At 71.6% G+C, this 12,136-nt stretch carries 12 protein-coding genes; 8 read left to right on the top strand and 4 right to left on the bottom strand.

What is annotated here, in order from left to right:
- The first annotated feature begins 15 nt into the window (after positions 1-15).
- Genes ACIHFD_RS53625 through ACIHFD_RS53600 form a run of 6 tightly spaced genes read left to right on the top strand, consistent with a single transcriptional unit; the run spans position 16 to position 5,862 of the window.
- A complete protein-coding gene (locus ACIHFD_RS53625) occupies positions 16-978 on the top strand; it encodes an STM4015 family protein (protein ID WP_397373480.1) in 963 nt (320 codons plus the stop codon).
- A complete protein-coding gene (locus tag ACIHFD_RS53620) occupies positions 978-1,925 on the top strand; it encodes an STM4015 family protein (protein ID WP_397373479.1) in 948 nt (315 codons plus the stop codon). The genes ACIHFD_RS53625 and ACIHFD_RS53620 overlap by 1 nt, the downstream gene beginning before the upstream one ends.
- 5 nt (positions 1,926-1,930) lie before the next feature.
- Complete coding sequence (locus tag ACIHFD_RS53615; protein WP_397373478.1) at positions 1,931-2,971, top strand: STM4014 family protein; 1,041 nt, start codon at positions 1,931-1,933, stop codon at positions 2,969-2,971.
- A 23-nt stretch (positions 2,972-2,994) separates the two neighbouring features.
- Positions 2,995-3,786, top strand: a complete 792-nt coding sequence (locus ACIHFD_RS53610; protein ID WP_397373499.1) for an STM4013/SEN3800 family hydrolase — start codon at positions 2,995-2,997, stop codon at positions 3,784-3,786.
- On the top strand, positions 3,773-5,038 hold the full coding sequence (locus ACIHFD_RS53605; protein WP_397373477.1) for an STM4012 family radical SAM protein: 1,266 nt from the start codon (positions 3,773-3,775) through the stop codon (positions 5,036-5,038). The genes ACIHFD_RS53610 and ACIHFD_RS53605 overlap by 14 nt, the downstream gene beginning before the upstream one ends.
- Entirely contained in the window at positions 5,032-5,862 is an 831-nt protein-coding gene (locus ACIHFD_RS53600; protein WP_397373476.1) for an STM4011 family radical SAM protein, read from the top strand. Before ACIHFD_RS53605 ends, ACIHFD_RS53600 begins: the two co-directional genes overlap by 7 nt.
- A 2-nt stretch (positions 5,863-5,864) precedes the next feature.
- Here the strand turns inward: ACIHFD_RS53600 and ACIHFD_RS53595 are convergent, their stop codons facing one another.
- Positions 5,865-7,139 carry a DUF6745 domain-containing protein gene (locus ACIHFD_RS53595; protein ID WP_397373475.1) on the bottom strand — a complete coding sequence of 425 codons (1,275 nt, stop codon included), beginning with the start codon at positions 7,137-7,139 and terminating at the stop codon, positions 5,865-5,867.
- The gene (locus ACIHFD_RS53590) at positions 7,139-7,435 is read right to left on the bottom strand and encodes a hypothetical protein (protein ID WP_350728630.1); all 297 of its coding nucleotides are present in this window, start codon (positions 7,433-7,435) and stop codon (positions 7,139-7,141) included. Before ACIHFD_RS53590 ends, ACIHFD_RS53595 begins: the two co-directional genes overlap by 1 nt.
- Positions 7,436-7,793: 358 nt before the next feature.
- On the opposite strand from ACIHFD_RS53590, the gene ACIHFD_RS53585 reads away from it, so the two are divergent.
- On the top strand, positions 7,794-8,684 hold the full coding sequence (locus ACIHFD_RS53585) for a hypothetical protein (protein ID WP_397373474.1): 891 nt from the start codon (positions 7,794-7,796) through the stop codon (positions 8,682-8,684).
- A 311-nt stretch (positions 8,685-8,995) separates the two neighbouring features.
- Here the strand turns inward: ACIHFD_RS53585 and ACIHFD_RS53580 are convergent, their stop codons facing one another.
- A complete protein-coding gene (locus ACIHFD_RS53580) occupies positions 8,996-9,598 on the bottom strand; it encodes a CGNR zinc finger domain-containing protein (RefSeq protein ID WP_397373473.1) in 603 nt (200 codons plus the stop codon).
- A gap of 28 nt (positions 9,599-9,626) precedes the next feature.
- On the opposite strand from ACIHFD_RS53580, the gene ACIHFD_RS53575 reads away from it, so the two are divergent.
- Positions 9,627-10,508 (top strand): arginase family protein, encoded by an 882-nt coding sequence (locus ACIHFD_RS53575; RefSeq protein ID WP_397373472.1) that lies wholly within the window; start codon positions 9,627-9,629, stop codon positions 10,506-10,508.
- 17 nt (positions 10,509-10,525) lie between these two features.
- Here the strand turns inward: ACIHFD_RS53575 and ACIHFD_RS53570 are convergent, their stop codons facing one another.
- Positions 10,526-12,082 (bottom strand): DUF4434 domain-containing protein, encoded by a 1,557-nt coding sequence (locus ACIHFD_RS53570; protein WP_397373471.1) that lies wholly within the window; start codon positions 12,080-12,082, stop codon positions 10,526-10,528.
- Between the last annotated feature and the right edge of the window lie 54 nt (positions 12,083-12,136).

Below are 12,136 nucleotides of genomic sequence, written 5' to 3'. Positions count from 1 at the left end.
ACCCGAGGATCATCCGTGACCGACGACGACAATCCGAGCTGCTCGGACCGCTACACCGGCACCTACGCCGGCCTGCCCGTGGCCGAGGTGCCCGGGGACGAGGACGGGCCGTGGCCCGACGCCGGTCCCGTGGCGTGGCGGCTCAGCGCCGGCTGGGACGGCAGCCGCATCGCCGAGTGCTTCGACCGGTTCTTCGCGCACGTCGACACCGCGAAGGTCACGGCCATCGTGATCGGCGCGTGGGAAGACTGCTACAGCGACAGCAGCGCGTCCATCGTCCGCCGCCTGGCCGACGAGGCCGGCAGGTTGCCCGAGCTGCGCTCGCTCTTCCTCGGCGCGATCTCGTCGGAGGAGTCCGAGATCTCCTGGATCCAGCAGTCCGACATCACGCCGCTGCTGGAGGCGTACCCGAAGCTTGAACGGCTGGAGGTGCGCGGCGGCGCCGGGCTCCGGATGCGGCCGGTGCGGCACGAGGCGCTGAAGAAGCTGCGGTTCGAGTCGGGCGGCCTGGACGGCTCGCTGGTCCGCGCCGTGGCCGCCAGCGACCTGCCCGCGCTGGAGCACCTGGAGCTCTGGCTGGGCGTCCCCGAGTACGGCGGCGACGGCAACGTCCCCGACGTCGACCCCATCCTCAGGGGTGAGCGGCTGCCCGCGCTGCGTCATCTGGGGCTGCAGGACAGCGAGATCCAGGACGAGCTCGCCGCCGCCGTGGCCACCGCGCCGATCGTGGCCAGGCTCGAGACGCTGCGCCTGTCGATGGGCGTGCTCACCGACGCCGGGGCGGAGGCGCTGCTCAGCGGCCAGCCGCTGACCCATCTGCGCGTGCTCGACCTGCACCACCACTACATGTCCGACGAGATGATGCGGCGGGTGACCGAGGCCCTGCCCGGGGTGGAGGTCGACGTGTCCGACAACGAGGAGCCGGACGTGGACGAAGAGGACGGCGAGACGTGGCGTTACGTGGCGGTGGACGAGTGATGCGGGAGTTCGACGAGCAGCCCAGCCACTACAACCGCTACGACCAGAGCTACGTCGGTCTGCCGGTGGCCGAGGTGCCGTGGCAGGGCGACGACGAGAAGCTGCCCGAGGCCGGGTCCGCGGCCTGGCGGCTCAGCGCCGACACCTACGACGACGGCCTCCCCGACCACATCGCCGAGTGCTTCGACTGGTTCTTCGAGCACGTCGACACCCCGCAGGTCACCGCCATCGTGATCGGCGGGTGGGAGGAGCCCTACGACACCGACAGCGGCCACATCGTCCGGCGGCTGGTCGACGAGGCCGGCAGGCTGCCCGCGCTGCGCTCGCTCTTCCTGGGCGCCATGTCGCCGGAGGACTGCGAGATCTCCTGGATCCAGCAGTCGGACGTCGCGCCGCTGCTGGAGGAGTACCCGAAGCTGGAGCGGCTGGAGGTGCGCGGCGGCACCCGTCTGCGGTTCTCACCGGCGCGGCACGAAGCGCTGAAGGTGCTGCGGTTCGAGACGGGAGGGCTGCCGGGAGAGGCGGTCCGCGGGGTCGGCGCGTGCGACCTGCCCGCGCTGGAGCACCTCGACATGTGGTTCGGGGTCGACATGTACGGGGGTGAAGCCACGGTCGGTGACGTCGCCGGGATCCTGCGCGGCGAGCGGTTGCCCCGGCTGCGCCATCTCGGGTTGCAGAACAGTCAGATCCAGGACGAACTGGCCGCCGCCGTGGCGTCCGCGCCGATCGTGGCCGGGCTCGAGACGCTGAGCCTGGCGATGGGCGGGCTCACCGACGCCGGGGCGGAGGCGCTGCTCAGCGGCCAGCCGCTCACCCACCTGCGCCGGCTGGACCTCTCTCACCACGACATCGGCCTCGAGATGAGGGCCCGCCTGACCGCGGTGCTGCCGGGCGTCGACGTCGACCTGTCCGGCCCGGGCACGGGCTACGTGGCCGTGACGGAGTGAGTGGCGTGCGGTTCGCCGTGGTCGGGACGCCCGGGGATCGGCGGGTGACGATGTTCCGGGACGCCGCGGTGGCCGCCGGGCTGGCGGAGCCCCACGTGATCCCGTGGCGGGACGTGCTGGCCGGGCGGGAGATCGGCGCGCCCGAGGGTTCGTTGCTGCGGGTGGACTCACCGGGCGAGGACGCCGGGGCCGACGAGCTGCTGCGCGGGCCCGGGGATCCCGCGCGGGTCGGTGGCGGGGCGGCCTGGTTCAAGGCGTTCACGGCGGGGCTGTCGCGGGTGGCCGCCATCCCGGGTGTGCGGCTGCTCGGCGACGTCGAGGAGATCGCGGTGATGTTCGACAAGCGGCGCTGCCACGCCGTGCTGGCCGGGGCGGGGGTGCCGGTGCCGCCCGCGTTCGAGGCCGGTTCGTACGACGGGCTGCGGGCGGAGATGGAGCGCCGGGGCTGGTCCCGGGTGTTCGTCAAGCCCGCGCACGGTTCGTCGGCGTCCGGGGTGATCGCGTTCCAGGCGCACGGCGACCGGGTGCGGGCCGTCACGTCGGCGGCCTGGGTCGACGGGGTGCTGTGCAACTCGCTGCGGGTGCGCACGTACACCTCCGCCGGTGACGTGCGGCGGATCGTCGACTTCCTCGCCGGCGACGGGCTGCACGTCGAGCGGTGGTTTCCGAAGGCGTCCACCGGCGGGAGGGTGTTCGACCTGCGGGTGGTGACCGTGGCCGGGGTCCCGACGCACGCGGTGCTGCGGGCCGGCCGCAGCCCGATGACCAACCTGCACCTCGGCGGGTCGCGGGGTGATCTGGACGCCGTACGGTCGCGGCCGGACCTGTGGGAGCGGGTGCTGGAGGCGTGCTCGCGGGCGGCGGCCTGCTTTCCCCGGAGCCTCAGCACGGGGGTGGACGTCATGGTGGGAGCGGATTGGCGGTCGGTGGCGGTGGCCGAGGTGAACGCGTTCGGGGATCTGCTGCCGGGGTTGGGGGATCTCGCGGGGAGCGGGCGGGACACGTACGCCGAGCAGGTACGCGCGGTCCTGGCGGAGGCGTGGTGAGCACAGGCGAGCCGGCGTTCGACATGAACGGGATCGTGGGGAGCCACGACATCCTCCTCGTCACTCTCGACACGCTCCGCCACGACGTCGCGGTCGCGCTCGAGGCCGCCGGGCTGCTGCCGAACCTCCTACCGCCCGGCGCGTCCTGGGAGCGGCGGCACAGCCCGGGCAGCTTCACGTACGCCGCCCACGCCGCCATGTTCGCCGGGTTCCTGCCCACTCCGGTGACCCCGGGGCCGCATCCCCGGCTGTTCGCGGCCACGTTTCCGGGCAGTGAGACCACCGGGGGGCGCACGTGGGTGTTCGACGCGCCCGACCTGCCCGCCGGCCTCGCGCGGGCCGGCTACCACACGGTGTGCGTCGGCGGCGTCGGCTTCTTCAACAAGCTGACCCCGCTCGGGTCCACGCTGCCGAGCCTGTTCGCCGAGAGCCACTGGGAGCCGGCCTTCGGCGTGACGAACCCGTCGTCGCTGGAGCGCCAGATCGACCGCGCCGAGGAGGTGCTGGCCGACCGGTGCGAACCGGTCTTCCTGTTCGTCAACGTGTCGGCCCTGCACCAGCCGAACCACTTCTACCTGCCGGGAGCCGTCGGAGACTCGCTGGAGAGCCATGCGGCGGCGCTGCGGTACGTCGATCGGCACATCGGACGCCTCTACGCGCTGATGCGCCGCCGCCGTCCCTGCCTGGTGATCGTCTGTTCCGACCACGGCACGGCGTACGGCGAGGACGGCCACGTCGGCCACCGGATCGGCCACGAGGTGGTCTGGACGGTCCCCTACACCGAGTTCGTTCTGGAGAGCAATGCGGCCTTATGAGGGTTACGTCTACGCCTATCCGCACAAGACCGCCTACCGGCCGCTCGATCCGCGACCACGGCTCAAGGAGGTGTGGGCCGGGGAACGGCCGGGCGCGTTGTACGTACACATCCCGTTCTGCGAGATGCGCTGCGGCTTCTGCAACCTTTTCACCCGCACCGGCGCCCCGGAGGAGCTGGTCGCGGCCTACCTCGACGCGCTGGAGCGGCAGGCCGTCCAGGTACGGGACGCGCTGGAGGAGACCGCGTTCACCACGGCCGCGTTCGGTGGCGGGACGCCGACGTACCTCAGTGCTCGCGAGCTGACCCGGCTGTTCGACCTGACCGAGCGCACGATGGGGGTGGATCTCGCCCGGATCCCGCTTTCGGTGGAGACCTCCCCCGCCACCGCGACCCCCGACCGCCTGTCCGTCCTGGCCGAGCGCGGCACGTCCCGCGTCTCGATCGGCGTGCAGAGCTTCGTCGACGCCGAGGCCCGCTCCGCCGTACGCCCGCAGAAGCGGGCCGAGGTGGACGCGGCCCTCAACGCGATCAGGGCCTCGGGCGTGCCGGTGCTCAACATCGACCTGATCTACGGCATCGACGGGCAGACGCCGGAGTCGTGGCTGTACTCGCTGGACACCGCGCTCGGGTGGCGGCCCGAGGAGCTGTACCTGTACCCGCTCTACGTCCGGCCGCTGACGGGGCTCGGCAAGCAGGGCCGGGCATGGGACGACCAGCGGCTCGAACTGTACTGGGCCGGGCGCGAGCACCTGCTGGCCGCCGGGTACGAGCAGGTTTCGATGCGGATGTTCCGGCTGCCCGGCACGGGTTCGACCATCGGCTACTGCTGCCAGACCGACGGGATGGTAGGGCTGGGGTGCGGGGCGCGCTCGTACACGAGCGAGCTCCACTACTCGTTCGAGTACGCCGTGGGGGCGCGGCACGTGCGCTCGATCATCGACGACTACGTGCGGCAGGACGAGTTCGACGTGGCCAACGTGGGCTTCTCCCTGTCGCTCGAGGAGCGCAAGCGGCGCCACCTCATCCAGTCGCTGCTGCAGGGCGACGGGCTCTCGCGGCGGCTGTACGCGGAGCGGTTCGGCGGAGACGTGCTGGCCGACTTCGCCCTGGACGAGTTCGGCGAGTGGCTGCTGGCGGACCCGGCGACGGTCCGGCTGACGCCGGAGGGGCTGGCCTACTCCGACGCGATCGGGCCCGCCCTCTTCTCGCCCGAGGTCAGGAGGCTCATGGAGGGGTACGCGGCGTGCTGACCATCCTCTATCGCGGGCCCCTCGCGAGCTGCGACTACGACTGCGCCTACTGCCCGTTCGCCAAGCGGCGCGACAGCCCCGAGCAGTTGCGGGCCGACCGGGAGGCGCTGGAGCGGTTCGCGGGCTGGGTGGGCGAGCAGCCGTTCGAGGTGTCGGTGCTGTTCACGCCGTGGGGTGAGGGCCTGGTCAGGTCGTGGTACCGCCGGGCCCTCGTGGAGCTCTCCTGGCTGCCCAACGTCGCCAAGGTCGCCATCCAGACGAACCTGAGCTGCCGTACCGGCTGGCTCGCCGAGGCGTCGGACCGGGCCGCGCTGTGGGTGACGTATCACCCGACGCAGGTCACGTACGACCGCTTCCTGGGCAAGCTCCGCTCGCTGCCGGTGCGCCACAGCGTCGGCATCGTCGGCGACCCCGCGCACCTGCCGGACGCGCGGCGGCTGCGGTCAGACCTGCCCGCGCAGACGTACGTGTGGGTGAACGCCGAGGAGGGCCGCCTCTACACCGATGAGGAGGCGGCCGAATGGTCGGCGATCGACCCGCTCTTCCGCGTAAGCCGCTTCCCGCACCGGAGCGCCGGGCTGCCGTGCCGGACGGGCGACAGCGTGATCTCGGTGAACGGCGACGGCACCGTGCGCCGCTGCCACTTCATCCCGGAGGTGCTGGGCAACCTGTACGACGGCTCCTACCGCGCGGCGCTGCGGCCCCGGCCCTGCCCCGCCGCGGCCTGCGACTGCCACATCGGCTACGTGCATCTGGAGCCGCTCGGCCTCTACGACGTCTTCACCGGCGGCATCCTCGAACGCATCCCGGCGGTCTGGCCCTGACCTCAGGTCTCGCGCTCGGGCCGGTAGTCCTCCTCAGTGACCCCGAACGTCCACGCGACGCCCTCCCGCGCCCGCTCCACCCACGGCGGCACCCGCAGGAAGTAGGTGCGGCTGGTGCCGTCGGGCTCGGGCGTGGAGTTGACGACCTCCACCATGGCCAGCGGTTCGTCGTCGGAGAGCTCCACCCGCCACAGGACGCCTGTCTCGTCGGAGTGCACCGGCTTGGCCCCCGACTCGGCCAGGTAGCGGTCGAGGCCGAAGTGCTCCAGCATGGCCCGGCGCAGCTCGGCGTTCTCCTCTTCGCGGATCCGCTCGACGGTCAGCTCGCGCATCGCGGCGCCGAAGTCGGCGGGAACGGGCATGCCGTGCCAGGCGTGCAACGCGAACCCGTCGGAGTAGGACAGGGCCGGGCCGACCGCCCGATGCAGCCGCCCCACCTCGTCGAGGTGCAGCTCGGCGGGGCGCTCCGTGACGATCGCCAGCCGCTCGAACGGCCACCACCAGCCGGTGCGCTCGGCCGCCCGCTTGAGCCCGTCGAGCCCGTCGAACGCCGACAGCCAGGGGGCGTCGTGCTGCCCCAGCACCGCGTCGAGCGTCACCCGGCGCAACGCCACACCGACCTGACCAGCCTCGCCGCCCCCGCCGACCTCGCCGCCGAGCTCGGCGATGCCCCGGCGGATGTCGTTGACCAGCCGGTTGACCTGCGGCCAGAGCCGTCCGCCGGTCTCGTCCCACAAGGCCGCCCAGCCGACGGGGCCCAGCTCGGCGTGGGCGGCCGCCCTGGCCCGCTCCCACGGCACCGTACGGACCGCGTCCCGCACCGACCGGCCGGGATCCCCGAACGACTCCCACGACCTGAGCGCCTCACCCACCGCCCGACGCAGCTCTGGAACGCCCTGGTCACCGGGCTCCTGCTCGTCGGAGCCGCTCTCACCGCGCGGATCGCGCATCACGGCGCGGCCATCCCCCGACGAGCCGTCCCCACTCGGTGACCTGGTCGGCGAGCCGCCGCCGCTCGGTGACCCGGTCGGCGAGCCGCCGCCGCTCGGTGAGCGGTCCGGCAGGACCCCCAACCCGGCCTCCTCCAGGGCGCGGCGCACCGCGTCGCCGCCCGTCAGCCAGGCCGCCGCGACGGCACCGGCCGCGGGCGAGGGCAGCACCAGCACGTGTTCGGGCTCGGCCAGCCCGGCCTCGCGGTACGCCTGCCGGACGGCCGCCTCCGGATCCTCGCCCGGCCCGGTGGCCACGGCCACCTGCTCCCACGTCAAGGTCGTCATCAGTCGGCCACCACCCGGTAGGAGCCGGGCACGTATTCACGCTGCCTGATCACCCTGTACCAGCCCTTGGGCAGCGAGATCGCGGCGTGCTCCTCGTGCACGAGCCGCCCGCCTTCGGGCAGGTGCAGGAAGCCGCCGGCCAGGGTGCCGGGGCCGGGGATCGCGTGGCAGTGTCCGGTGGCCTCGCCATAGGCCAGCACCAGCCGCCCGCGAGCGTCCCGCGGCTCCGGCCGCAGCGTGCGCGGGGCGGACTCCTCCGGCACGGGCATGATCAGGATGTCGCCCTGTCGATACATCGACCAACCTCCATCGTCGGGGGGATGATCGAAAGCTATCGACCCGGACCGACAATTCCCGCTGCCCGGGACGCCGCGCGCCCACGCCCGCATGCGACCGGATCCCACGTCGGCAACACACCACGCGGTCCGCAACCACCGGACGGAGACAGGGCACCGAACTGGGGCGATGGCGAGCCGACGGCGGAATCGAACCGACGGCCGCACCCGGCCACCCCCTGGTCACCGGGCTCATGCGAGGCGGACCCGCCTTCGTGGCGCGGTTCGCGCAACACCGGGCCGCCCTCGCCCAGGCAAACCGTGCGCGCTTCGACACATCTGCCTGAACTTAGAGTCATCGAATGATAACGTTCCGCGCATGCCCTCCTCCCAGCATGAGGCACTCCATCGCATCTTCCGCGACAAACCAGAGCTGTTCGCTCATGCCTTCAAGATCCTCGACATCGACTTCCCGACCCCTTCCGAGGTCGCTGTAGTCGATACCGACATGACGGAAATAGTGCCGATTGAGCGGCGCGCTGACACGGTGATGATGTTCACCTCCCGGTGGGGGTCCAAAACCGTGGTGATCATCGAGTCACAATCACGCATAGACGACGACAAGGCGTCCGCCTGGGCCTATTACCTCAGCCACGCGCACATCAAGTTCCGCTGTCCCGCCATGCTCCTCGTGACCTGCCAGGACGAGGCCACGGCCACATGGGCCCGCGAGCCGAAACGGATCGGCCTGCCCGGCTGCCCGTGCTTGATCGTCCATCCCATAGCGCTCGGCCCTGACAATGTGCCTCAGATCATCGACCCGGCCGAAGCGTGCGAAGACGCGGTGCTCACCATGTTCTCGGCACTCACACATGCGCGTTCACCCAAGGTCAATGCGATACTGAAGGCCCTGGACGTCGCGCTGACCGCGGTCGACACCGACACCGCCGCATACCTCGCCGAACAAACGGAAATAGGCCTCGGAAACACTAAAGCCCGGCAGATCTGGAGATCTCTGATGGCCATGCAGAACTATCGATTCAAGTCCGAGTTCGCAGAGATGCTCCGAGCTGAAGGACGGGCTGAAGGACGGGCCGAAGGTGAGGCCCGTGGCGAAGCGAAGTCCGTGCTGAAGATCCTGGAGCAGCGCAACATACCTGTCTCGGACTCCATCCGGGAGAGAGTCCTGGCATGCACCGATCTCGCCCTCCTTGAGAGCTGGCTCGTCCGATCACTCAAGGCCACCACTGCCGAAGAACTCCTCGATTAAGGATCCCGGCTCAGCTGAAGCCCGACTGCCCACAGCTGGGATACCTGAATCCCCTCCACCACGCCCTGCGTGAAACCGGCACCGCGTCAGCCCGGTCAAACGCGCCAATGGCACCCCTGCACATCCAGCGAAGCGCCCTGACAGCGCGATGAGCGCGCGGCGCGACCAGACGACCTCCTCCAGCGGGCCTTATGGAGACGTTCGCGCCCGACGTCATCCCGGTCCCCCGTAGAAGATCCAGCGCAAGGTCGGCAATCACCGCCGAACCGGTGCACGTGCCGGTCGCCGGGATATCGCCGTACGCCCGAGGCTCAGCGGCGGCGGGCGCGGGAGGCGGCGGCGTGGGCACGGTTGGCGCAGCGGGTCGAGCAGAACTGGCGCTTGCCCGGGCGGCTGTGGTCCACGAATGCGTCCTTGCAGGGGTCGGCCGCGCAGAGGCGCAGCCGTTCCCAATCGCCTGTGGCGGCGAGGTCGAGCAGCTCGGCGACGGATCGTACGGCGAGCCGTTCGGCCAGGTCGGCTCCCTCCGGGGCGGTGAGGCGTTGTCGGGGTGCACCGTCCGAGTCCTCCACCGCCACCCGAATCGGCAGCTCGCCCGCCCACTCCGCCAGGGCGCGCGTCCGATCGGGAGGGTCGCAGGACAGCACGGCACGCAGCCGCTCTCGCACCGCCCGCACCGCCCGCAGGTCCCCCGCGTCCGGCCCGCCGGTTCCCGCCGAGTCCTCGCTCGGCGCACCACTGAGCGGCTCCCCCACCGACAGCGCTCTCGCCCGCGCCTCCGGTGAAAGGTGCAGTTCGTGGCAGAAGCGGTGCAGGGCCGCCGTGTCGGGCAGGCGCTCCGGGTCGTCCAGGTACTCGTCCCACGTGTTGGCCAGATCCAGTGCCACAAGACCCGTTTCAGCGAACTGGCGCATCCATCCCCCCTCTGTTACCGTCACGACTATGAACAGAATAACCCCTGACAGGCACCTGACGATCCTCGACGCCCCGTCCAATCTCGGCCTGCGCCCGCTCGCCCCCGACACCATCCCCGGCTGCTACAAAGCCCCCTGGGCGCTGCGGAACGCGGGCCTCGTGCGGCGGCTCGGCGCCGCCGACGCGGGGACGCTGGTCCCGCCCCGCTATGTCGCCACATGGGAGCCCGGGAGCGGCGTGCGCAACGGCCCAGCCATCGCCTCGTACGCCCGCAGGCTCGCCGACAAGGTGACCGGCATCCGGGCGGCGGGAGGGTTCCCGGTGCTGCTCGGCGGGGACTGCTCGATCCTGCTCGGCCCCGCCCTCGCCCTGCGCAGGAGCGGGCGGTACGGGGTGGCGTACCTGGACGCGCACGCCGACTTCCGGCACCTGGGCAACAGCCCGCACGTCGGGGCGGCGGCCGGGGAGGACCTGGCGCTGATCACCGGGCGCGGTGACGACTACCTGGCGGACATCGACGGGCTGCGGCCGTACGTCAGGGACGAGGACGTGATCGTGATCGGGGTCCGGGACGAAGAGGACCTGCGGGACATCGCGGACAGCGGCATCGCGCACCTCCCGGGCACCGACATCTCCCTCGACGACGCGAGCAAGGTGCTGGTGCGTGACGAGCTCGACGGGTTCTGGATCCACGTGGACGCCGACGTCCTCGACCCGTCCGTGCTGCCCGCCGTGGACTCCCCCACCCCGGGCGGGCTCGACGCCGCGCAGCTCACCGAGCTGATCCGCGGCCTGGCGCAGCTGCCGGGAGCCGCCGGCCTGGAGGTGACGATCCTCGACCCCGACCTGGACGAGGACGGCAGCCAGGCCGCCCTGCTGGCCGACATCCTCGTGTCGGCACTGACCTAAGGGGCTGACCTAAGGGCCTAACGGATCGCGTAGCCGCTCGTGCTGGAGTGGCCGGTCTCGTTCGTGGCGATGATCGAGGTCCAGGGGCCCGTGGGTACGTACGGGGCCCACGCCGACTCCAGCCGCCCCCGCCCGTACCACTCCTGCCTGACCACCGCCCCCTGCGGGTCGAAGCGGAGCGTCCCGCCGCGCAGGTTGTAGCCCTCGACGAGGATGCCCTGCCGCCCGTTCATCTCCTTGCGGGTGCCACCGACGATGATCGGCTGCCGCCAGCCGTTCACGATGTCGTCGGCCAGCGAGGGTGTGTCGTAGCGGGCCTGGCAGGTGAAGAACGGGTCCCACCCATAAGAGATGATTTTTCCGGCGTAGGTCCCCGCCGCCATCACCTGCGTATCGATTCGGCCCTTCGTGGTACGCCCGCGCAACGGCAGCGGATCCACCCGCCCGCACTCCCCGTCCACCGGCGTCGGCTCGAACCCCTCCACGTTCACCCACAGCTCCACCCCGGACGGCACCCGCCGCGCCGCGGCCTCGATGTAGTCGCGCGTGGACCCGTAGTACGCCCGGGCATTGCTCACATCCCCGACCACCGGCACCAATCGCGCAGCGACGTGCGCCTCCTCCTCATGAACCCCGTACACCGGCACCTTCCCCGTCCCCCGCCCGTCCTGCACGGCGACGGCCATGGGCGCCCCGGCCCGGGTCGCGGCGATGTCCGCCAGCCCCTTCTCCACCTGCCCGGGCGGGAACCCGCGCCCCCTCCGGGCGTCGATGTACGGGCTGACCACGATCTTCTTCCCGGGCAGGGCCGCGGCGACGACCGCGTGCTGGGCCGCGTACAGCTCGATGATCGGATCCTTCGGCCCCCGCCCCCGCATGGCCAGCTCGAACGACTGGTAGACCCCGCCGAACGCCGCCGACCTCCCGAACCGCTCCCGGTAGTCGGCCAGCACCCGCGCGGTGAAGGCGCTCAGCGCGGGGGTGTGCGCGCTGTCGGGCTCCCACGGCTTGCCCTCCTGCTGCGGCGCGGCGGGCAGTCCGGGGAACACCGTCATCCCGTACGCGGCCGCCTCGGTCATCAGGTTGCCGAGCCCGTCGCCGTCCGTGGAGACGAGCACGAGATCCTGGACGGGGTCCGCGCAGGACCCGGCCAGCGAGACCCGGTAGAAGATCCGGCCCCGGCTCTCGATCCGCCGGTCCAGCCCCGGGCAGCGCAGCAGCCCCTTCCCGAACTCCTCGCTGGTCACGTACGTGTAGACGTGACGGACCCCGGGCACCTCGGCGCACGGCCGCCCGTCCACGAGGCAGTCGGCGAAGACGGGATCCTCGCGGGCGCTGAACCTCGGCCCGAACGTGATGAGCGTGTCACCGCCGATCGCGTGGACGGCCTCGACCATGCGCCGCGTCACGCAGGGATCGGCGCGGGGGATAACCCAGTAGCCGGTGACGGCGTACGGGGCGACGACCCGGGTGTCACGCGACTGGCACTCCTCCACGCCGGAGGAGTCGCCGGGCACGACCAGACTCGCCACGAAGGCGCCCGCCACGACCAGCCACAGGATGATCCGGTGCACCCACGCCCCTTCCACGCCACCCCAAGCCTACGCATCCGGCGCGCCGTGCACGTG

The organism is Nonomuraea sp. NPDC051941 (genome assembly GCF_044593615.1).
Note: the sequence above shows the minus strand (reverse complement) of the source record. Positions and strands in the feature narration are given on the sequence as shown.

Coding starts and splice junctions, on each gene's coding strand:
- ACIHFD_RS53620 (WP_397373479.1), top strand. CDS start 978: ATGCGGGAGTTCGACGAGCAGCCCAGCCACTACAACCGCTACGACCAG.
- ACIHFD_RS53610 (WP_397373499.1), top strand. CDS start 2,995: ATGAACGGGATCGTGGGGAGCCACGACATCCTCCTCGTCACTCTCGAC.
- ACIHFD_RS53605 (WP_397373477.1), top strand. CDS start 3,773: ATGCGGCCTTATGAGGGTTACGTCTACGCCTATCCGCACAAGACCGCC.
- ACIHFD_RS53595 (WP_397373475.1), bottom strand. CDS start 7,139: ATGACGACCTTGACGTGGGAGCAGGTGGCCGTGGCCACCGGGCCGGGC.
- ACIHFD_RS53590 (WP_350728630.1), bottom strand. CDS start 7,435: ATGTATCGACAGGGCGACATCCTGATCATGCCCGTGCCGGAGGAGTCC.
- ACIHFD_RS53585 (WP_397373474.1), top strand. CDS start 7,794: ATGCCCTCCTCCCAGCATGAGGCACTCCATCGCATCTTCCGCGACAAA.
- ACIHFD_RS53580 (WP_397373473.1), bottom strand. CDS start 9,598: ATGCGCCAGTTCGCTGAAACGGGTCTTGTGGCACTGGATCTGGCCAAC.
- ACIHFD_RS53575 (WP_397373472.1), top strand. CDS start 9,627: ATGAACAGAATAACCCCTGACAGGCACCTGACGATCCTCGACGCCCCG.